The sequence below is a fragment of the Anabaena lutea FACHB-196 genome (assembly GCF_014698305.1).
Lineage (GTDB): Bacteria > Cyanobacteriota > Cyanobacteriia > Cyanobacteriales > Nostocaceae > Anabaena > Anabaena lutea.
Window position 1 is genome coordinate 1 of record NZ_JACJST010000022.1, and the last position, 21,279, is coordinate 21,279.

General features: G+C 38.7%; 23 protein-coding genes and 1 pseudogene. 19 read left to right on the forward strand and 5 right to left on the reverse strand.

Annotated features, from left to right (window positions below; genetic code table 11):
• Positions 1–44: 44 nt before the first annotated feature.
• The gene (locus H6G59_RS20270) at positions 45–182 is read right to left on the reverse strand and encodes a hypothetical protein (RefSeq protein ID WP_190717835.1); all 138 of its coding nucleotides are present in this window, start codon (positions 180–182) and stop codon (positions 45–47) included.
• A 132-nt stretch (positions 183–314) separates the two neighbouring features.
• On the opposite strand from H6G59_RS20270, the gene H6G59_RS20275 reads away from it, so the two are divergent.
• From H6G59_RS20275 to H6G59_RS20295, 5 genes are all read left to right on the forward strand, one after another.
• Positions 315–1,298, forward strand: coding sequence for a WD40 repeat domain-containing protein (locus H6G59_RS20275; RefSeq protein WP_190717658.1), 984 nt, complete (start codon positions 315–317; stop codon positions 1,296–1,298).
• Positions 1,299–1,440: 142 nt separating this feature from the next.
• Entirely contained in the window at positions 1,441–2,103 is a 663-nt protein-coding gene (locus H6G59_RS20280) for an ester cyclase (protein WP_190717660.1), read from the forward strand.
• A gap of 89 nt (positions 2,104–2,192) precedes the next feature.
• Entirely contained in the window at positions 2,193–3,638 is a 1,446-nt protein-coding gene (locus tag H6G59_RS20285; protein ID WP_190717662.1) for a RecQ family ATP-dependent DNA helicase, read from the forward strand.
• 66 nt (positions 3,639–3,704) lie between these two features.
• Positions 3,705–3,989 carry a type II toxin-antitoxin system TacA family antitoxin gene (locus H6G59_RS20290; protein ID WP_190717664.1) on the forward strand — a complete coding sequence of 95 codons (285 nt, stop codon included), beginning with the start codon at positions 3,705–3,707 and terminating at the stop codon, positions 3,987–3,989.
• The gene (locus H6G59_RS20295) at positions 3,979–4,500 is read left to right on the forward strand and encodes a GNAT family N-acetyltransferase (protein WP_190717666.1); all 522 of its coding nucleotides are present in this window, start codon (positions 3,979–3,981) and stop codon (positions 4,498–4,500) included. The genes H6G59_RS20290 and H6G59_RS20295 overlap by 11 nt, the downstream gene beginning before the upstream one ends.
• A 19-nt stretch (positions 4,501–4,519) precedes the next feature.
• Here H6G59_RS20295 and H6G59_RS20300 read toward each other — a convergent pair whose 3' ends face one another.
• Both H6G59_RS20300 and pheS read right to left on the reverse strand, forming a co-directional pair.
• Positions 4,520–5,260 carry a hypothetical protein gene (locus H6G59_RS20300; RefSeq protein WP_190717668.1) on the reverse strand — a complete coding sequence of 247 codons (741 nt, stop codon included), beginning with the start codon at positions 5,258–5,260 and terminating at the stop codon, positions 4,520–4,522.
• 71 nt (positions 5,261–5,331) lie between these two features.
• The gene (gene pheS, locus H6G59_RS20305; RefSeq protein WP_190717669.1) at positions 5,332–6,324 is read right to left on the reverse strand and encodes a phenylalanine--tRNA ligase subunit alpha; all 993 of its coding nucleotides are present in this window, start codon (positions 6,322–6,324) and stop codon (positions 5,332–5,334) included.
• Between the two features lie 319 nt (positions 6,325–6,643).
• Here pheS and surE point away from each other — a divergent pair, with 319 nt between their 5' ends.
• The 8 genes from surE (at position 6,644) to H6G59_RS20345 (ending at position 17,009) form a co-directional block, all read left to right on the forward strand.
• Positions 6,644–7,441: a 5'/3'-nucleotidase SurE gene (surE, locus tag H6G59_RS20310; protein ID WP_190717672.1), complete on the forward strand. Its 798-nt coding sequence runs from the start codon at positions 6,644–6,646 to the stop codon at positions 7,439–7,441.
• 292 nt (positions 7,442–7,733) lie between these two features.
• Positions 7,734–8,627 carry an MBL fold metallo-hydrolase gene (locus H6G59_RS20315; RefSeq protein ID WP_190717674.1) on the forward strand — a complete coding sequence of 298 codons (894 nt, stop codon included), beginning with the start codon at positions 7,734–7,736 and terminating at the stop codon, positions 8,625–8,627.
• Between the two features lie 457 nt (positions 8,628–9,084).
• Positions 9,085–10,152: a bifunctional riboflavin kinase/FAD synthetase gene (locus H6G59_RS20320; RefSeq protein WP_190717676.1), complete on the forward strand. Its 1,068-nt coding sequence runs from the start codon at positions 9,085–9,087 to the stop codon at positions 10,150–10,152.
• Positions 10,153–10,328: 176 nt separating this feature from the next.
• A complete protein-coding gene (locus H6G59_RS20325; protein ID WP_190717678.1) occupies positions 10,329–11,237 on the forward strand; it encodes an AAA family ATPase in 909 nt (302 codons plus the stop codon).
• A gap of 146 nt (positions 11,238–11,383) precedes the next feature.
• Positions 11,384–12,064, forward strand: coding sequence for an ATP-binding protein (locus tag H6G59_RS20330; RefSeq protein WP_242038934.1), 681 nt, complete (start codon positions 11,384–11,386; stop codon positions 12,062–12,064).
• A gap of 126 nt (positions 12,065–12,190) precedes the next feature.
• Entirely contained in the window at positions 12,191–12,730 is a 540-nt protein-coding gene (locus tag H6G59_RS20335) for a cytochrome C (protein ID WP_190717680.1), read from the forward strand.
• A gap of 396 nt (positions 12,731–13,126) precedes the next feature.
• Positions 13,127–15,916, forward strand: coding sequence for a preprotein translocase subunit SecA (gene secA, locus H6G59_RS20340; protein ID WP_190717682.1), 2,790 nt, complete (start codon positions 13,127–13,129; stop codon positions 15,914–15,916).
• 220 nt (positions 15,917–16,136) lie between these two features.
• Complete coding sequence (locus H6G59_RS20345) at positions 16,137–17,009, forward strand: hypothetical protein (protein ID WP_190717684.1); 873 nt, start codon at positions 16,137–16,139, stop codon at positions 17,007–17,009.
• An 18-nt stretch (positions 17,010–17,027) separates the two neighbouring features.
• Here the strand turns inward: H6G59_RS20345 and H6G59_RS20350 are convergent, their stop codons facing one another.
• The gene (locus H6G59_RS20350; protein WP_190717686.1) at positions 17,028–17,972 is read right to left on the reverse strand and encodes an alpha/beta hydrolase; all 945 of its coding nucleotides are present in this window, start codon (positions 17,970–17,972) and stop codon (positions 17,028–17,030) included.
• A gap of 30 nt (positions 17,973–18,002) precedes the next feature.
• On the reverse strand, positions 18,003–18,218 hold the full coding sequence (locus tag H6G59_RS20355) for an AbrB/MazE/SpoVT family DNA-binding domain-containing protein (RefSeq protein ID WP_190717687.1): 216 nt from the start codon (positions 18,216–18,218) through the stop codon (positions 18,003–18,005).
• A gap of 88 nt (positions 18,219–18,306) precedes the next feature.
• Between H6G59_RS20355 and H6G59_RS20360 the strand changes: the two genes are divergently transcribed.
• The 6 genes and pseudogenes from H6G59_RS20360 (at position 18,307) to H6G59_RS20385 (ending at position 21,274) form a co-directional block, all read left to right on the forward strand.
• Entirely contained in the window at positions 18,307–18,504 is a 198-nt protein-coding gene (locus H6G59_RS20360; RefSeq protein WP_190717689.1) for a hypothetical protein, read from the forward strand.
• Between the two features lie 83 nt (positions 18,505–18,587).
• Entirely contained in the window at positions 18,588–18,815 is a 228-nt protein-coding gene (locus H6G59_RS20365; protein WP_190717691.1) for a hypothetical protein, read from the forward strand.
• Positions 18,805–19,197, forward strand: a complete 393-nt coding sequence (locus H6G59_RS20370) for a type II toxin-antitoxin system VapC family toxin (RefSeq protein WP_190717692.1) — start codon at positions 18,805–18,807, stop codon at positions 19,195–19,197. The genes H6G59_RS20365 and H6G59_RS20370 overlap by 11 nt, the downstream gene beginning before the upstream one ends.
• Positions 19,198–19,225: 28 nt before the next feature.
• A complete protein-coding gene (locus H6G59_RS20375; RefSeq protein ID WP_190717695.1) occupies positions 19,226–19,543 on the forward strand; it encodes a helix-turn-helix domain-containing protein in 318 nt (105 codons plus the stop codon).
• 1 nt (position 19,544) lies between these two features.
• A pseudogene (locus H6G59_RS20380) lies at positions 19,545–19,871 on the forward strand (low molecular weight protein tyrosine phosphatase family protein).
• 203 nt (positions 19,872–20,074) lie between these two features.
• The gene (locus tag H6G59_RS20385) at positions 20,075–21,274 is read left to right on the forward strand and encodes a response regulator (protein ID WP_190717697.1); all 1,200 of its coding nucleotides are present in this window, start codon (positions 20,075–20,077) and stop codon (positions 21,272–21,274) included.
• Positions 21,275–21,279: the final 5 nt, after the last annotated feature.

The window sequence follows — 21,279 nt, forward strand, 5'->3', positions numbered from 1 at the left end:
TAACAATTATATGATTCGAGTTCTCAGTTCCTGTTTCATTGACTCTACATTAGATTCCTCTCATCCCTTATGTCAAGCCTAATTGAGATGCTCTTACCCTGTTCTAATTCATCCACCAATAGTAAAGCTTCAGGAGTTTTACCCTGTTCTAGAAGTTGTCTCAGTTCTAGTAGTTCTTCCATGTTAGTTGTGTAAATTTTGATTAACAATTAATATTTATTATATTTTCAATTCATTACTAAACGTACCTATGGTGGATTTTTTAAATGCAGAGAGCATAGCATGAATTTATCTGTTGGTGTTTAGAGTTAACGATGAAACGCATCCATGAGATTTGTGGTAAGAGTGCCTTGAAACCTAACTATTTCTCGATCAGTACGGACAACAGAACTTTAATTACCAATGCACATAGTTTGGTTTCTGGCGAAGATCAGTACGAAAATGTGAATTTCTGGGATCTAGCTACAGGTGAGTTGATTAGAGTTTTTGATTTTCGACACGACCATATTAGTTTTGGCTGTAATGAAAGATGGCTTTTAGGAATTGTTTACAATGCGAATGCCATCATTACACTGAATCTAACAACGGAAGAATATAATCTTTTTGTTGATGCTGCACCAAGCTGTCTGTCTGTAAAAGAAAACAATATTTCTCCTCTTGCTATCAGTCCGTATGAACCGATTTTTGTCTGTGGAGATTTTGTCTACAACTCCCCGCAGACAGGGAACATCAAGGTTTATAACTTACTAGCAGAACCTATTAGTCAAGAAATAGGTTCTATTAGGCTCCCAGTTCAAAAATTTAGGTGGAACCCTCAAGAGTATCCTGCCTGCAACTCATCTGTCTTAATTAGTCCAGATAGTAAGGTTATGCTCAGTCAGACAGTGCTTACACATTACGGTTTTCATCATTTATGGGATTTACAGACAGGTGAACTGATTCGGACATTTGATGTCTTAAGTTGTGGATTAGCAGAGTGCCTTGCAGTTAACAAAATGGGACAGATACTTGCTTGTGGTTGGAGATTAGGACAAATTCAGATTTGGGATATACTTACTGGCAATACTATTTGTTCTATAGATGGTCACTTACCTGTGACAATGACCATGAATGGACGGCTTTTAACATACTGTAATATTGAGAGCAAAATTGTTGTTTGGGATATTGAAAGTAATCAGGAACTCTGGACGTTGAACAACAGTTCGACAAAAATTGAGCGAATTACCATAAGTCCAGATGGAAAGTGGGCTGCAAGTTACAATCAAGATCAAACAATCGAGATTTGGTGTTCGGTTTAGAAATCTCCAAGTACCAGCGCAGCAATAAGTATAAATATTACCTCATTTACCTAAAATCTGCTGTATTTTCATTCTAGTATTAATTCTTCTAATACCAAAAAAGTTTATACTGCTAAAAGCTGTTTTTGGTCAATAAACGTCAATGAGTACCGATAAAACCACGGAATTACCGCTTTGGGTACAAGATAGAGAAGTAGTCCTGACTCATGATCAAGGGGTAGAATGGCGAGAAGGACAAAAGCCAGACTATTCTTATACTAATGAATTTCTACACAAAGAAAGTAAATTTAACCATCCCGAAGGTTCTTTAGAAGCGATAGCCCAAAATTTAGTTCGCACCTTTGAAATGGAAGCTTCTCATAAATTGAATCCTCAACAATGGCTTTCTATCGTTGCGGACAAATTTAGAATGAGTAGCAACGGCGGACAACAATACACCGCTAAAGAAGTAGTTGAACAAGGAACATACAACTTATTTATAGTTGACAACGAGCATTATTGTCCAGCGGCTGAAACCTTTGAATCTTCATTTGAACTGTTTCACAAAGCCTTTCCCAACGGCTTTTTATGGGAATTAACAGAAGTCCTATCTGGACCACCTAACGTTACCTTTAAATGGCGACATTGGGGAACATTTACAGGTACATATAAAGATTATGCACCCACAGGGGAAACAATAGAAATAACGGGTATGAGTATAGCCCGTGTAACTGAAGATTTAAAGATTGAATCTTTAGAGCATTATTTTGATAATAATGCATTCTTGCAAAAATTAACTGCTGGTGGTTGTCCCTTCCATTCTTAATATATTGTAGGGGTTTAGCAATGCTAAACCCTCACAAATTGACGGATATATAGATTTTATTTACCATAATTTAAATGGTAAATTTTAATATGAATATTTCTAGCAACACCTCATTAATAGAAGTTCGCACTGCATTAAAACAAATTTGGGGTTATGATGATTTTCGTCCCCCCCAAGGGGAAATTGTCAGAACTTTATTATCCCAAAAAGACGCATTAATTATTATGCCCACAGGTGGGGGAAAATCAATTTGTTTTCAACTTCCCGCATTATTGAAAACCGGATTAACTTTAGTAGTTTCTCCCTTAGTAGCACTAATGGAAAACCAAGTAGAAGAACTGCGACAGAGAAATCAAAAAGCCGCACTTTTACATAGTGAATTACCTACTTCTCAGCGTCGTGCAACTTTACAAGCTTTAGAAAAACAACAATTAAGATTATTATATTTATCACCAGAAACTTTACTCAGTCCCCCGGTTTGGGAAAGATTATCTCATCCCCAATTACAAATTAATGGAATTATCCTGGATGAAGCTCATTGTTTAGTACAATGGGGTGATACATTTCGTCCAGCTTATCGGCGTTTAGGTGCAGTTCGTCCAGCGTTATTAAAATCAAAACCACCAGGAACTAAAATTAGTTTAGCAGCTTTTACCGCAACGGCTGATCCTTCAGCACAAAAGATTATTTCTACAGTTTTACAATTACACCAACCTGATAGTTTTAAACTTAATCCTTACCGTCCAAATTTACATCTTAGTATTCGTATTGCTTGGACACCAAAAGGAAGAAAACAACAATTATTAAAGTTTATTCAAAATCGACCAAATCAAACAGGTTTAATTTATGTCCGCACTCGGAAAGATAGCGAAAATTTAGCAGAGTGGTTAACAGAAATGGGATATAAAACTGCTAGTTATCATGCAGGATTAGGTGCAACAGAAAGACGCGCAGTAGAAACAAGTTGGTTAGGTGGAAAAATACCGTTTGTTGTTTGTACCTGCGCTTTTGGAATGGGGATTAATAAAAGTAATGTGCGCTGGGTAATTCATTTTCATGCACCACATTTGCTATCTGAATATGTGCAAGAAATGGGACGTGCTGGAAGAGATGGAAAACCAGCGGAAGCCTTAACTTTAATCAGTGAACCAACGGGTTTTCTAGATGCTGAAGATAAACAAAGACAGCAATTTTTTCAAGAACAAATGTTGAAGCAACAACAAAAAGCCCAACAGTTAGCGAAAAAATTACCAAAACAGGGAGAAGTAAATGCTGTAACGCGACAATTTCCTGATGCTGCAACGGCGCTTTCTTTACTTCATAGTAGTGGACAATTGCAATGGCTTGATCCTTTTAATTATGTGATTTCTTCAAAATCAGGAAATCAGCCACAAATGCAATTACAAGCTGCTAAACAAATGAATGAATATTTGCATACTAAAAAGTGTCGTTGGCAATTTTTATTAAATGCTTTTGGTTTTGGTAAAGAATCTGCAAATTGGCGTTGTGGACATTGTGATAATTGTCGAATTTGATTTGTGTGTACATCGTACGCCTAAAATGCTATAATCTGAATTTAGGATGTTCGCTAAATCGCCAAGATGTTAGAAACCTCTTCACCCAAAGACAGTAGAGTTGATTTGAGGGTTACACAAGAGCAAAAAGAACTCTTAGAACAAGCAGCAGCCCTTAAAGGAGTTTCCTTGACTGCTTATACCCTTTCTCATCTGCTTCCCATTGCTAGACAGGAAATAGATTCCCACGAAAGACTAGTTTTATCAAGTCGGGATAGGGATTTATTTATGTCTGTAATAGAAAATCCTCCACAACTAAAGGGAAAACTCAAAACTACCCTGAAAAAGTTTCGGGATAAATATGACAAATAGCGAGGAGAGATGGAATTTTCTACCGATTGAGAAGAAATATAAAAAGAATTCTTTTGACTGTGGTTATCAAGTTCTTAATGACTATCTAAAAAAATATGCTGGACAAAACCATCAAAAAGGTATTGCTAAAACCTTTGTGGCGGTGAAAGAATCAGGAAGTATGAAAGTTGATGGTTACTATACACTGAGCGCGAGTATTATTGAGTATGAATTCTTGCCTGAATCTTATCAAAAAAGAATACCTGCTTATCCGATTCCTGCTACTTTAATTGGTAAGTTGGCAGTTGATAATACTGTAAAGGGACAAGGTTTAGGGGGAGAACTTTTAGCAGATGCATTATATCGTATTGTTCGCGCTGCTCAAGAAATTGGTATTTTTGCAGTAAGAGTTGATGCTATAGATTTACAAGCTAAGGAATTTTATCTAAAACATGAGTTTATTCCTTTTTTAGATCGGGAATTATCTTTGTTTTTACCTGTAGAAACAATTTCTAAAGAGTTTGATTTTTAACATTTATATGCAGTAAATATTAGTTCAAAGATTCTAAAAAAGGACGTATTCCTCCACTGTAAAGTAAGTCTTGCATTTTAAAATCACCGGAATATTTTATTTCTGCTGTGGGTTTAAAACCTGCGATTATACAATCGCATTCACTTGATATCTTGTCTACCACAATATAATTCATTAACAATATACAAATAAGAACTTTATTTTGATGAATTTCTTCTGATTGGATATTCCACTTTATGCTATCTATTCTAGTCATCCTATCTTGCCAAAGATAAAATCCACACTCATCTACATCATCTTCACTTAATTTATTTTTGCATATATCTCTTAAGGATATTCGATTTAAGGTTTTAGTTTTTACCTGTATACCAATATGTTTATTATTTTTAACTAAAAAATCTATTCCACCATCTCCACCAGAATGAATTTTATAATCCACCCCTGTAATTAGGTTGTTTAAATAGACTTTGACTGCTTCTTCTCCAAGTTTACCTATCTTGTAGTTCATATAAGAATCTACAGCAGGTTCATGATTATATTTTTCAGCTAACTCACCACAAAATCTATCAATCTTTTCTTCATCAAGTGCTGAAATTATAATTCGTTCGCTTGGGTATGATCTTTCACAGTAAAATGGGTGATAATTGAAATGACTGAGGGTAAGATTATCATATTCTGGGTTGCTTAAGCTGTACTTTAATCTTTGAATAAAGTCTTGTTGCTGCGCCTGTAAAACTTTTTGCCAAGTCAGTTCTTTCATGATTCATGCTGATTTGAAATCGTTGGTTCATTTCAAAGAATTATCAAGGGCGGGGAAACCCCGCCCCTACATTAAAACTGCTGCAAAAAGCGCAAATCGCTATTATACAAACGGCGAATATCGTCAATTTGATGTAAAACCATCGCAAAGCGTTCTACACCAAAACCAGCAGCAAAACCACTATAAATCTCTGGATCATAACCCACAGATTTTAATACATTCGGGTCAACCATTCCGCACCCCATGACTTCTAACCAGCGTCCATTCCACTGCAAATCAACTTCCGCAGAAGGTTCAGTAAAAGGGAAATAACTAGCGCGGAAACGAATTGGTAAATCACCAAAAATCGCTTGTAAAAATACCTTAACTGTGCCTTTGAGGTCTGTAAAACTCAGTCCTTCATCAATGGCTAAGAGTTCAATTTGATGGAAAACTGCGGAGTGGGTAGCATCTACATCATCTCTTCGATAAACTCGTCCTGGGGCGACAATTCTAATCGGTGGTTCTTCCTTTTCCATGTGGCGAATTTGCACCGATGAAGTATGAGTCCGCAGTAAATTCCCATCTGGTAAATAGAAGGTATCCTGCATATCACGGGCTGGGTGGTCAGGTGGGGTGTTGAGAGCTTCAAAATTGTAGTAATCTGTTTCCATCTCCGACCCTTGAGCCACGGTGTAGCCCATACCGACAAAGATATCCAACGCCTGGTCAATGATACCATTGAGGGGATGAATGCGACCTTGGGGGCGGTAAATACCGGGCATAGTCACATCTAAAGTTTCAGACTCTAGCTGTGCTTGAATTTGAGCAGATTCTAAAACGGTGCGTTGCTGGTCAAGAGAGTTTTGGATGGCTTCTTTAACTGTATTAGCGATCGCGCCAATTTTGGGACGTTCCTCCGCACTCATTTGTCCCATGCTGCGTAACAGCGCCCCCAATTGCCCTTTTTTGCCCAAATAGTTAACTCGCAGTTCTTCCAGGCGTTCCAGGGTATCAGCAGATGCGATCGCTGCTTCTCCTTCTTGGCGCAATGCTAAAAGTTGATCCTCTAAATTGCTAGTCATTAGTCATTATCTTGAGTTATTAGTCATCAAAAAAGGGAACAGCGAATAGAGAACAGAGAACAAAATTTCCTATTTCCTGTACCTTCACTTTCATGGCAGATTTCAGGTGGACTATGAAACCCGATTTGAAACTCCCTGTTCCCTGTTACCTCATTAATAGTCTATAGTCCAAAGTTATGGACTGGAGAATAAATAAGCTTTGTAATATGCCATTAATAAACTAGACTATTTCTCTTTTTAGCAGTTTAGAGGTATTTTTTATTCTTCACTTGTGACCGCAGACACTGACAACCGACCCTTAACTGATGAATATCGAAGTATGAAATTACTAATTAGCAACGATGACGGCATTTCTGCCCTGGGTATCCGTACCTTAGCTAACTGCTTGGCAGAAGCGGGTCATGATATTACAGTAGTTTGCCCAGATCGAGAGCGTTCAGCAACAGGACACGGACTAACATTACATCAACCAATTCGCGCCGAAATAGTGGAATCACTTTTTCATCCTGCCATCAAAGCATGGGCTTGTGATGGCACACCATCCGATTGCGTAAAATTGGCATTGTGGGCATTACTAGATTCGCGCCCTGATCTAGTGCTATCAGGCATTAATCAAGGTGCCAATTTAGGAACAGAAATTCTTTACTCTGGAACTGTTTCCGCCGCAATGGAAGGAGTGATAGAAGGAATTTCCAGCATCGCCCTAAGTCTTGCCAGTCATACATACAAAGACTTTCACCCAGCTGCGAACTTTGCCAAACTCCTAGTAGATCAGCTAGTAGCAGAACCTCTCTGTGACTTGATGTTGCTTAACGTCAATATTCCTCCCGTCCCGTCGGCAGAAATTGCTGGTGTCACTTTTACCCGTCAGGGAGTGCGCCGCTACGTTGATGTTTTTGACAAAAGAGTAGATCCACGAGGAAAAACTTACTACTGGTTAACAGGAGAGATTTTAGAGGATGTAGAACCGCCCACAGGGTTGAATTTACCGCTAAACATTCCCATCGATGTGCAGGTGATCCGTGAAAACTACATCAGTATTACCCCATTGCAATACAATCTTACTTATGCCAATGCACTGCAACAATTATCGCAACGGGAATTTAAACTTCCGTAAATTTTTGGTTTTCTGATTCAGACACCAGACGAAATTAAATTCATGACCGCACAATTTAAGCTATAAAAAAGTGAGGAGATATATTGAAATCACTAAATAAGTATAAACTCTAATATCGTGAAAAATGGTATACTTGAATACACCAGTCGTAATTTTCCAAAAAGTCCTTAAACAGGGTATGATGTTTTACCAATAAAGACCTAGTAACAAAGGTAGTAAGACAGCATAAACTAAAAAAAATAAGACCAATCCTTTTTAATCGATCGCCCGCTCAGTCCAGCAACCAACACCCATGTCTAGGATAGAGAACCAGTTTACAGTACAATTTTGGGGCGTCAGGGGCAGCATCCCCTGTCCAGGTATAAAAACCGTCCGTTATGGGGGTAATACCCCTTGCATAGCAATGCAAGTGGGCGGTAAGCGCTTAATTTTTGATTGTGGTACAGGAGTTCATGTTTTGGGGCAATCTTTGTTACCCCAAATGCCCGTAGAAGGTCACATATTCTTTACTCATAGCCACTGGGATCATATGCAGGGGTTTCCTTTCTTTACCCCAGCATTTATCAAAGGTAATAAATTTAATATCTACGGAGCGATCGCACCAGATGGCTCGACAATTGAGCAAAGGCTCAATGATCAGATGCTTCATCCCAACTTCCCCGTACCCTTGCAGATTATGCAAGCACACTTGAATTTCTACAACATTAAAGCGGGACAACCAATCGAAATCGAGGACATTTTCATAGAAACTGCACCTTTAAACCATCCAGGTGAAGCCGTAGGATATAGAGTTAACTGGCGAGGTGGTTCTGCTGTTTACATCACAGATACTGAACATTTTCAAAATAAATTGGATGAAAATGTCCTGTGGCTGTCCCGTGATGCCGACATCGTCATTTACGATTCCACCTACACAGATGATGAATACTATTCTCCAAAATCACCAAAAATTGGTTGGGGACATTCCACCTGGCAAGAAGCTGTAAAAATAGCACAAGCAGCCAACGTCAAAACCCTGGTGATTTATCACCATGACCCCGCCCACAACGATGATTTTTTAGATAATGTCGGCAAAGAAGCAGTTGAGAAATTTCCTGGTGCAATCATGGCACGGGAAGGATTAGTGCTTCAGGTTCCAGTCTTAGATCCTTTCACAGAATCTTTTTCTGTCAGCAAGTTAGTGTAATTTCTAATTGATAATGCGTAATAGTGCCGACCGTTTCGTTAGGGATAAGTAATTATCACCCCATGTTTAAAGCCAGGGGCTTGTAACCTTGAATTACGTTGGCGTAGCCTGCTATAAGCACTATTACGAATTACGTTGGCGGTAGCCTGCCGTAGGCACTATTACGAATTAGTAATTATTTGGTCAGTGTAAAGATTCTCAATTTGAGGGATTTATAGATTTTAGATTAGATTGGTGATCAGGAGCTTTCAGCGTCAGAGCATACCTATTGCTTAGATGGCGACAACTGGTAAATTAACTTTATAGTTTCACCAACAGCCCAAAAAAAGCCGCTAGATGCCTCTCTAAGGGCTGAGGGTAGGTAAACAACTCCCCCTAGCAAAAAAGGGGCTATGGTTCCCCTCACAGGGTTGCCCAGCGCTGATAGCTAAGATAAACCTAAAATCCCAGAATCCACGTGCTAAATTTGTCTCAAAATGGGTGTTCTGTGTGGGTTGCTTCCTCGACCAAATTGGCTCTAACACCAACTGCTGTTGCCCTTGGAAAATTTGATGGTGTTCATCTTGGTCATCAAAAGGTAATTCAACCAGTTTTGCAGTCAGTTGGGAATGAAGAGGGGTGGGGAGATGGGGAGAAATTACCAGAAAACTCACCCCAAAAACCTACATACTCAACAGTTGTCACCTTTCATCCCCATCCACATGAGTTTTTTACAGGCCAACCCCGTGCTTTGTTAACACCGCTGGATGAAAAAGTTCAACAGTTGCGATCGCTTGGGGTAGAACAACTGGTATTATTGCCCTTCGATAAAGAACTATCAGCCCTATCACCTGAAGAATTCGTAGAAAAAATCCTTGTCCAACAACTGCAATGTCAACGAATCAGCGTTGGTCAGGATTTCTGTTTTGGTCAAAAGCGCACGGGTACTGCCCAGGATTTGCAAATACTCGCAGCCAAGTACAAAATACCCGTAACCATCGTTCCCATCCAAACTGATACCAACGATTTACCCGCAAATGGTAAAAGCGTTAATAATACTTCGAGTGAAGACCATCGGATTAGCACTTCATTGATTCGCCAAACTTTGCAAGAAGGCGATATTCAACGGGCAACTCGCTTATTAGGCAGACCCTACACCCTGACGGGATTAGTTATCCCAGGTCAACATTTGGGTAAAACCATCGGCTTTCCTACCGCTAACCTCCAACTACCAAAAGACAAATTTTTACCCCGTCAAGGAGTTTATGCAGTTCGGGTTATCATCCTCAGCGAAACGTCAGATACACCTCCGACTCAGAACTTAGGTGTAATGAATATCGGCAATCGCCCCACTGTCAACGGTACTGATTCCTCGGTAGAAGTACATTTGTTAGATTTGTCTACTGATTTATACGGTAAAAACCTAGTTGTGCAACTAGTAAAATTTTTGCGTCCTGAACAAAAATTCCCTTCTCTAGAAGCCCTAAAAAGCCAAATTCAACTTGACTGCACCGTAGCCAGAGAAATTTTGAGTAGAGAATGCTGAATTGGGAATGTTAATAGGGAACACTGTATATAGAAGAAGGTGACAGGTGACAGGTTACAGGTGACAGTGAAGAGGAAATAGGTAAGAAGTAATATGTTATTCTCCCAACCTCCCAACCTCCCAACCTCCCAACCTCCCAACCTCCCAACCTCCCCAGTCCCTAATACCTAGTGAGCATGAGAGAAAAAATTGACGCTTTAACACAAAATCTGGCTCGTACCATTGTTGGCAAAAATGAAGCAATACGCTTAGTGCTAGTTGCTTTGCTGGGTGGTGGTCATGCCCTTCTAGAAGATGTCCCTGGAGTTGGTAAAACCCTGCTTGCCAAATCTCTAGCGCGATCGCTTGATGGTAAATTTCAAAGGATACAATGTACCCCCGATTTACTACCAACGGACATCACCGGCACTAACATTTGGAACCCAAAAAGCGGCGAATTTACTTTTCTCCCTGGGCCAGTATTTGCCAATGTCCTGCTATCTGATGAAATCAACCGTGCCACCCCGCGTACTCAGTCAGCTTTACTAGAAGTAATGGAAGAGTATCAAGTCACAGTTGATGGTGTCTCTCGTCCCGTTCCTCAGCCTTTCTTTGTCATTGCTACCCAGAACCCCATCGAGTACCAAGGCACATTTCCCCTGCCAGAAGCACAAATGGATCGGTTTATGCTGTCCTTGAGTTTAGGCTATCCCTCAGAGTCAGAAGAACTGCAAATGCTGCAAACTATCCAGCAGCGTCTTCAAGTTGATGATGTGCAGCCTTGTATTACCTTGGCAGAAGTAGCTCAATTACGCCAACTTTGTTCTCAGGTACAAGTTGAACCCTCCTTGCAACAATACATCCTGGAATTAGTGCGGACAACCCGACAGGATGAAGAAATCACTCTCGGCGTTAGTCCTCGTGGTAGTGTGGCATTACAAAAAGCTACCCAAGCACTAGCTTTTATCTCCGGCAGAGATTACGCTCTTCCTGATGATGTCAAGTTTCTTGCGCCTTATGTTTTGTGTCATCGCCTCATTCCTAGAGGTGGACGCAATGCTAAAACTGTGGTGGATAGGTTATTGCGATCTGTGGCGATTCCGTAATTTTAAAAAGGTTAATAAATGTATCCAAAACTGCTGGCTTGTCTTGCTGAGGTGATTTTCCTTGATAAACAAGTCAGCGATGGGTAGCATCTAATAAATTCGTTTTGGTACATTGATTGTAGAATATAAAAAAAGAAATTTGAATTATGCAGAAAATTATTATCAAAAACTTTGGTGCAATTCAAAATGCAGAAATTGAAGTCAAGAAAATATTAGTTTTGATTGGTGAGCAAGCTAGTGGTAAAAGCACTAAGGAACATCTATCAAATACTTTCCCTAAGTTTCCTGATCTTCTACAAATAGAATTGAGAGAAGAGTTTTCAGTCACAGACTATAAAGGACAATCTTTCATTATCATCAGTATTCAATTGGACGATAATACCTTTACTATTAAACTCAATGATATTGAAACTATTGTAGAAGAATTTGATAGCAATAAATTATTTAATGTCAGCAATGATACGAGGATTGGCTTTATTCCTATTGATGGAAAACAAGGACTTTTGGGATTTGGTGATTCTCATTGCGATTTTGTCTTTTTTGATGAAACAGATTTTTGTTTTGTAGAGTTTAAATTGAATGCAACTAGTGAGAGAAAGGTAAACAAGAATAGGGTAGACGCTATTGGGCAATTAAAAAATACTATTAATTTATTTGATGATAAGTTAGAAAAAAATTACGCAGGGTTAAATTTAGAAGCTTATGTTTGTACTCCTGAATTTTACAAATACCCAAGATTCAATTCAAGTTGGCAAGAATTGGCAGAAGAGTTTTTAGAGGAAAATGGTATTCCACTTTTTGAAAGAAATTATAAAACCTGCCAATAACACATCATGCAACAAATTTTTATAAAACCTGTCTAAACATCAGGTGGTCACAGATTTCTCAATGAAGAGCTTTTTAGTTTAATAGATACAAGAAAATACAATATTTACGCTAAAGTAACTAAATTGATGTTAAATACAATTAAGCGCAAATCATCCCATCCAAGACTGAAACGCCAACTGCTGATTGTGATGCTAGTCATTTTTGGTTGGAGTATAGCCATAGGATTTATACTAGGTTTAGCCACCAGCACCCACGCAGCTAACCCTCCATCATCCCTTGGCACTGTTGACGTAGTGCCGGCACAATACCAACTAGGGCAAGAATTATATCTAGAAAACTGTGCTACCTGTCACATCGGCATACCACCAGCGGTTTTTCCCACCCAAACATGGAAAAATATCCTCCAAGATTCCCAGCACTATGGTGTACAGATTAAGCCTTTAGTAGATCCACCGCGCATTTTAGTGTGGAAGTACCTTTCTACTTTCTCTCGTCTTCACCTCCAAGATGACTCAACACCCTATCGCCTCAATGAGTCCCGTTATTTCAAAGCTTTACATCCTGGTGTTAAATTACAACAACCTGTAAACATGAACGGTTGCGTCAGTTGTCATCTTGGTGCTGTTAAGTATGACTTCCGCAGCCTGACACCAGAGTGGAAGTAGGGATTAGAGACACGGGGACGCGGAGATGGGGAGATGGGGAGAGGCGGAGATGGGGAGAGGCGGAGAAATAATTACCTACTGCCTTCTGCCTTCTGCCTACTGCCTTCTGCCTTCTGCCTTCTGCCTTCTGCCTCCTGCCTCCTGCCTCCTGCCTCCTGCCTTCTGCCTCCAATGCCCCTTCTAGCGGCAAAATGATACTATGAAGACAATTTAAAATAAGATATAAGTTAAAACCAATCATTGATTCAGGTGATTGGTTTGTTTTTATTCTGTTTTTGAGTTAATTCTGGTTTCTCAGCCATCCACAAGCAAAACGGCTGGGTTAGGTTAAATGTCTATAATCAAATAACCAAAGCTTTAATCTCCATCCCCCTTGATTTAGTTCTATAAACTGCCATGCTAAAACTTTTGTTGGGCGATCCCAACGCTCGTAAGCTTAAAAAATACCAACCTTACATTACAGAAATTAACCTTTTAGAGGAAGAAATTAAGGCGCTCTCTGATGAAGAGTTAAAAGGTAAAACCGCTGAGTTTAAACAGCGTCTGGCTAAAGGCGAAACACTAGATGATATCTTACCTGAAGCTTTTGCCCTTGTCCGGGAGTCGGGACGACGAGTGCTGGGGTTACGGCACTTTGACGTGCAACTATTAGGCGGAATCATTCTCCACACTGGGCAAATCGCCGAAATGAAAACCGGTGAGGGTAAAACTCTGGTTGCTACCTTACCGAGTTATTTAAATGCTCTAACTGGTCAAGGTGTACACGTTATTACCGTTAATGATTACCTGGCACGTCGGGACGCGGAATGGATGGGTCAGGTACACCGGTTTTTGGGGTTAAGTGTGGGGCTAATTCAGTCCACCATGACCCCTAGTGAACGCCAAAAAAACTATGCTTGTGATATTACTTATGTCACCAACAGCGAGATAGGCTTTGACTATCTGCGGGATAATATGGCGACATCGATGGCCGATGTGGTACAACGCCCGTTTAATTATTGCGTCATTGATGAAGTAGACTCGATTTTAGTTGATGAGGCGCGGACACCGCTGATTATTTCTGGACAGGTGGAAAGACCGACAGAAAAGTACTTGAAAGCAGCAGAAATCGCTTTTACACTCAAAAAAGATGAGCATTACGAAGTCAATGAAAAGGATCGTAACGTTCTGTTGAGTGATGAAGGCTTTGCCGAAGCAGAAAATCTTTTGGGTGTGACAGATTTGTTTGACCCAGAAGACCCTTGGGCGCATTTTGTGTTTAATGCGATTAAGGCTAAGGAGTTGTTCCTCAAGGATGTGAATTATATTGTCCGTAATGACGAAGTTGTTATTGTCGATGAATTTACAGGTCGGGTGCTAACGGGACGACGCTGGAGTGATGGTTTGCACCAAGCGGTTGAAGCGAAAGAACGCGTAGAAATTCAGCCAGAAACCCAAACTTTAGCCACAATTACCTATCAAAACCTGTTTTTGCTGTATCCCAAGTTGGGGGGGATGACGGGAACGGCAAAAACGGAAGAAGTCGAGTTTGAAAAGATTTACAAACGGGAAGTAACTATTATTCCCACCAATCGAGTGAGAAGACGGGAAGACCTGTCTGATATGGTATTTAAGACTGAAGCAGGTAAATGGGGTGCGATCGCTAGAGAATGCGCCGAAATGCACCAAAATGGTAGACCTGTGTTAGTGGGAACCACCAGCGTTGAAAAATCTGAACTTCTCAGCCGACTCCTGAAGGAAATGAATATTCCCCATGAGTTACTCAACGCTAGACCAGAAAACGTGGAACGGGAAGCAGAAATTGTCGCCCAAGCCGGACGCAGGGGTGCTGTAACTATTGCCACAAACATGGCAGGAAGAGGTACGGATATTATTCTCGGTGGTAACTCCGAGTATATGGCGCGGTTGAAGTTGCGAGAATACTTTATGCCCCGCATCGTCAGCCCAGAAGATGAAGATAGTTTTGGGATGCAAAGGGCTTCTGGGCTACCTATGGGTCATGGTAGTGGACAAGGTTTTGCGCCTGGTAAAAAAGTGAAAACTTGGCGGGCTTCCCCGGAAATTTTCCCTACCCAGTTGACAAAGGAGACAGAACAGCTTTTAAAAGAAGCGGTGGAAGTGGCTGTAAAATCTTACGGTGAGCGCAGTTTACCGGAATTGGAAGCAGAAGAAAAGGTAGCTGTAGCGGCGGAAAAAGCACCTACTGATGACCTGGTAATTCAGAAATTGCGGTCAGCTTACCAAAGCATTAAGAAGGAGTATGAAGTATTCACTAGCAGCGAACATGATGATGTGGTGAATAGAGGCGGTCTGCACGTGATTGGTACAGAACGCCATGAATCGCGCCGCATTGATAACCAATTGCGTGGACGGGCGGGAAGACAAGGCGACCCCGGAACGACAAGATTCTTCCTCAGCTTAGAGGATAACTTATTACGGATCTTTGGGGGCGATCGCGTTGCCGGCTTGATGAATGCTTTCCAAGTAGAGGAAGATATGCCTATTGAGTCGGGGATGTTAACCCGCAGTTTGGAAGGCGCACAGAAGAAAGTTGAGACTTATTACTACGACATCCGTAAGCAGGTGTTTGAGTATGACGAGGTGATGAATAACCAGCGTCGTGCTATCTATGCGGAACGTCGGCGAGTGTTGGAAGGTCAAGATTTGAAGGAACAGGTCATTAAATACGCTGAAAAAACGATGGATGACATCGTTGATTATTACATCAACCCTGACTTACCTTCGGAAGAATGGGAGTTGGATAAGTTGGTGGATAAGGTGAAGGAGTTTGTTTACCTGTTGGCTGATATGCAGTCAAGTCAGTTGGAGGATATGGGGGTTTTAGAAATTAAAGCTTTCCTCCATGAACAAGCGCGTATTGCCTATGATATGAAGGAAGCGCAAATTGACCAAATTCAACCGGGTTTGATGCGTCAAGCGGAACGGTTCTTTATTTTGCAACGCATAGATACTTTGTGGCGTGAACATCTGCAACAAATGGATGCTTTGCGTGAGTCGGTTGGTTTGCGTGGTTATGGTCAGAAAGACCCGCTGATTGAGTATAAGAGTGAGGGTTATGAGTTGTTCTTGGATATGATGGTGAATATCCGCCGTGATGTGGTTTATTCGCTGTTTATGTTCCAGCCTCAGCCTCAGCCAACGGTGCAGACTTCGGAAATGGTTTAAGAGTTTTTTCACGCAGAGACGCAGAGGCGCAGAGAGTTTCTTTCTGCGTCTTTTGTTTTAGGAGGAATGAACCACGAAGGGACGAAGGACACGAAGGAAGAGGAGGAAGAAGAGAGTTTTTGTGTAAAGGAATTCAGGCAACCTGTTATTTTTTAGACATTGGCTATAATATGAAAAATAAGCTATTAGGCATTAGTCACTAACTTAAAAAATTAATAATATGGTTAATCGGCAGTATTATTCAGCACGTACAGGTAAAAATGTAGATGCGATTCGTTTCGATTTACCGATGCTTCGTCGTTTATTTCGAGACATATTTTTGGCATTTACATCCAACGATTATTTTCAAGAGGCTTTTGGCTATTACTGCGTAAATGCGGGAGAAGTACCAGGTCAATTAGGTACTGATATTGAAGCTCAAATGTTTAAGAGTTTGCGAAAGTCTAATTTATGGCCAATCCAAGATAAATGCTTAGACTATACTGAAGATGATTTATTTGATGTAATAGAATTATTACACGATTGGATATCCAAGCCTATAGATGGATTTCATCATACGTGGAATGATTGTGGTTGGCACTACAATATATTTGATAAACAAGCAGGACAAAAAGAATTTCGAGATCAGATCAATTATATTCTTTGCGACTATCAAGATGGTTATGAGCTTTCTGATAAGGGTGAAATTTTAAAACAAGCAGAAGAAGGACTAGATTTACTTTTTGAAGCAGATTTACCTACCTATGATCCAGAAAATGTTGAAAAAAGAGTAGAAGCAGCAATCAGCAAATTTAGGAGCTATCGTTCAACTCTTAATGATAAACATGATGCTATTAGAGAATTAACAAATGTTTTAGAATTTATTAGACCTAAACTTAAAGAAATAATTGCTCGAAAAGACGAAGACGATTTATTTAATATAGCTAATAATTTTGGTATTCGGCATCACAATGACAAACAAAAAACTGATTATGATAAAGAAGTGTGGTATAATTGGATGTTTTCTTACTATTTAGCAACTATTCATGGATGTATAAGGTTAATGAAGAAACCAGACACCAAAAACAATAATAACTCTAATTCAGACTATTAATAGCATGGTAGCAAACTTTCATTTTAATTTTGGAGTAACACACCTTTCTAAAAGTTTGTTTGTCTCTCCAAGTAAATTATAACTAATAATACGTGCTGTTATTGCCCCATCTAAATTATCAGCAAAATATGAAGAATGGGCATCTTCAGCAGCAATAACCATTGCCATATCTGATTGACCCATATTTCTTAATGTTAGTTCAGTTCCATTTGCATCTTGCCAAACATACTGGTCAAAAAATAGTAAATCAGAACTTATTTCATTTTCTATAGCAGCTTTTAAAGGATAAGCAATTAAATCAGATGAATGGATAATATTTACCCATTTGAGTTGATAACTATTACCAGAATTTTTACTACTAGATTTATCTATAATAGAATTAACAATAGAAAAATCAATATCTAGCATTTCTTTGAGGAATAACAAAGGAGAACCTAACGTAGTAATGCTGACTAAATCTAGTCTGTGTAGTTTATCTCGAAACTGTAAAACGGAGTCATCATTAGAAATAATATCTGAAAAAAGAATATCCCAAAGAATTAAACTACCTAAAGAATGAGCAATGAAATGAATTTGAGTTTCTTTAGGGTGGTCTTGGATAAATTGGTTAAATTCCTCAAATATCCGTTTACGAATAAGTTGACCACGTTTAGGATTTTGATAAATTAAGAAATCTCCTAGAAAATTACTAATTAATTCCTTTCTTCTACATCTATATCTGTAAATATCATCTTGCCAAGATTTATATTCTGGATGTTGCTTACAAGCTCTTGAATAATCTTTATCTATATAATCAATAAGTTGATGTTTCTTATGGTTGAATAAATTTCCCCAATAGCTTGAATAAAAATATAGTGAAGTCTCAACTTTTGTTTTACGAACTTCCTTTTTGATATTTTTTATCAGTGCTTCAGCATAGGTAGACTTTTTTGTACTGACACCGTGAATAAAGAAGACGAGCATAGTAAAAGCAGCTTATTAAATATTATTCAATCATAATAAAACATCATTGCCATTTTCTGCCATTTCTATAAATGCTTGTTCCCAACCTCTTCTTACTTGTTTAACTGGGCGAATAATGAAATGATTTCCTTGAACTTCTATTTCTACTTCTGAAGTAATACCGATTTGTTCTAACAGAGTTTTAGGAATAAAAACACCTTGCAAATCTCCGATTTTGACAATTTGGGTTTTAACAGTTTTGCCCATTGTATGTGATTGAGTAAATATATTCACAATCTTAACACAAAAATCTTATAATCATGTTATTCTATAAAAGTGTATGGAGAAAAAATCCATGACTACTTTAGTGAAAGAATTATTAAGCACATTTGATAGTTTACCAGAATCAGAAAGACTAGAAATAGCTGTGGAAATTTTGAAACGAGTTACAAATTTAGACTTTCCACCTTTATCTGATGACGATTTAGTGTGGAATGCTGAAGAAATTTTTTTAGAATTAGATCAACAAGAAACAGACTATGAGTACCCCTAGACGTGGAGAAGTTTGGCTTGTTGACGTTGGTTAGACAGCAAAAGTCAGACCAACAATATTTCAAAATTCAAGGAAGAAATATTATGAATACATCTATTTCTGACCAAATTATTGAACAATTAAAAATCATGCCTCAAGACTTGCAATATCAAGTCCTGGAATTTGCCCGCAATTTGACAAAATCAAAAATCAAAGGTGTTCCCGGTAAAGAATTACTAAGGTTTGCAGGTTCAATACCCAAAGAAGACTTACAGCTAATGAGTGAAGCAATAGAACAAGATTGTGAAAAGGTTGACTTTGATGAATGGTAGATACTTGCTCGATACTAATATCATTATTGCTTTCTTCGCTGATGAAATAGCAGTCAAAAACAACCTTTCACAAGCAACTGAAGTTTTCATTCCCAGTATTGCAGTAGGGGAATTGTTTTATGGTGCTAGAAAATCGGGACGTTCAAAAGAGAATATAGAACGTATTGAAGAATTTATTGCTAAAAATACTGTGCTTGAATGTAATACAGAAACATCTCGAATATACGGTGAAATAAAAAATCAGCTACGTTTAAAAGGTCGTCCCTTACCTGAAAATGATATTTGGATTGCTGCAATAAGTCTTCAATATAATCTAATTTTAGTTACGCGCGATGCTCATTTTCAGGAAGTTGAAAATTTACAAACTGTTTCTTGGATATAGCACGCAGATTGGTAATAAAAAAATAATCATGACAGAAAATATTGAAATAACAAGCAGTAGCGGTAACGTATTTGCTGATTTAGGTTTACCCAACCCAGACGAAATGCTAGTAAAAGCAGAACTAGCACGAAAAATCAGTAACGCTATCACCGCACGTCATATTACCCAAGCTGAAGCGGCTGAATTATTAGGAATTGATCAACCAAAAGTTTCTGCTTTAATGAGAGGAAGACTTACAGGTTTTTCTCTAGAAAGAATGTTTAGATTTCTCAATATATTGGGAATTGATGTAGAAATTACAGTAAAACCTAAATCTAGAGATGATGCACGAATAATGGTAGTTTAAGATGAAAAAGCTATTATTCCTCTGTAGCCAAAATAGACTACGCAGCCCTACCGCTGAAGCTGTATTCTGTGAATATCCAGGACTAGAAGTAGAATCCGCTGGTTTAGACAGAACCGCCGAAAACCCAGTCTCTACAGAAGCTATAGAATGGGCTGATATCATCTTTGTGATGGAAAAATCCCATAAAAGCAAACTATCTAAGAACTTCTAACCGTTCCTAAAAGGTAAAAGGGTGATCTGTTTAGATATCCCTGATGAATATGAATATATACAAGCAGATTTAATTGAGTTATTAAAGCGTAAGGTTTTGCCACTATTGGGAACATAATAGCTTTTTTCCTCCCTACCCTTTAACTTGAATATATATTAAGTATTGTTTCCACAACTTCTGCACAATGTTGGTCTAAATTAAAACTATGAGAGTACTGCGACTATTGCTGTAGGTAAATGATTTTCGTTTAATCGACCATCGCTATCCGTAGTCATCATCACTCTGATTATACCAAATTAACTTTTTAATCCAGAGGAGACATGAGTAATCTAAAACTTATAGAATCTACTAGCCTTTTTCAAGAATTCCAAATTTGTACACAACTGCAATATAACGGACAGTTAAATATTAGGAATTCAGAAGGAAAAACATGGATTTTCTATTATCGTCTAGGACAGCTAGTTTGGGCAACGGGAGGAACTCATCCATCTCGACGGTTGCGGAGAAATTTAGCTAAATATTGTCCCTATCTTGATATTAGTAAGTTAAACTTAAGTCCTGAAAACACATCAATAGAACATTGGGATTATCACTTTCTAGAAAATCTGCGTCAAGGGAATAAAATCACAAATGAACAAATTAACGCTATTGTAGAAAGTACAATATCTGAACTTTTATTTGATTTAGCCCAGCAGGCAAATTCTACTTCTTTAACTTGCGAAAAAAACCAAAATATCATTTTAGAAGCACCAATTATTTCCACAACTGCAAAGATGTTTCTCAGGCAAATGCAAGACTTTTGGGATAGTTGGTCAAACGCTGGATTAGCAAGTTTTTCTCCTGACTTAGCACCAGTTTTGGTCAAACCAGAGGAACTTAAAAGACAAGTAAGTCCATTAGTATACAAAAATTTTGAGACTTTTCTTAACGGCAAACATACGCTGTGGGATTTATCTGTAAAAATGAAACAGAGCGTTATCAAAATTGCTCATTCCTTGCTTCCTTATATTAATCAAGGAATAACAGCACTGGTAGAAGTCCCCGACTTGCCGTTACTAGTAATGAAAGTTAAAAACAAATACAACAGTAACAAAAAATCAAATAATCCGAATGCTCCATTAATAGCTTGTATTGATGATAGCCCCCAAGTTTGTCAAATGTTAGAGAGAATTGTTATCTCCAATGGAATGAGGTTTATCAAAATTGAAGATCCTTTGCAAGCTCTACCAATTTTAATTCAGAGTAAGCCAGACTTCATTTTTTTAGATTTGATTATGCCAGGGATAAATGGTTATGAACTCTGTGCAACTTTACGACGAACTTCTTTGTTTGCTAAGACACCTATAGTCATCTTGACAGGCAGTGATGGTGTTTTTGATAGAGTTCGGTCTAAAGTTTTTGGTGCTACAGATTTTATGAACAAACCAGTATCTACAGATAAATTGGTGGGGATAGTAGATAAATATTTAGGTACTGCACCAACCATAGATAATCTGTCTGATTTGGCATTTTGTTCTTAAATTCA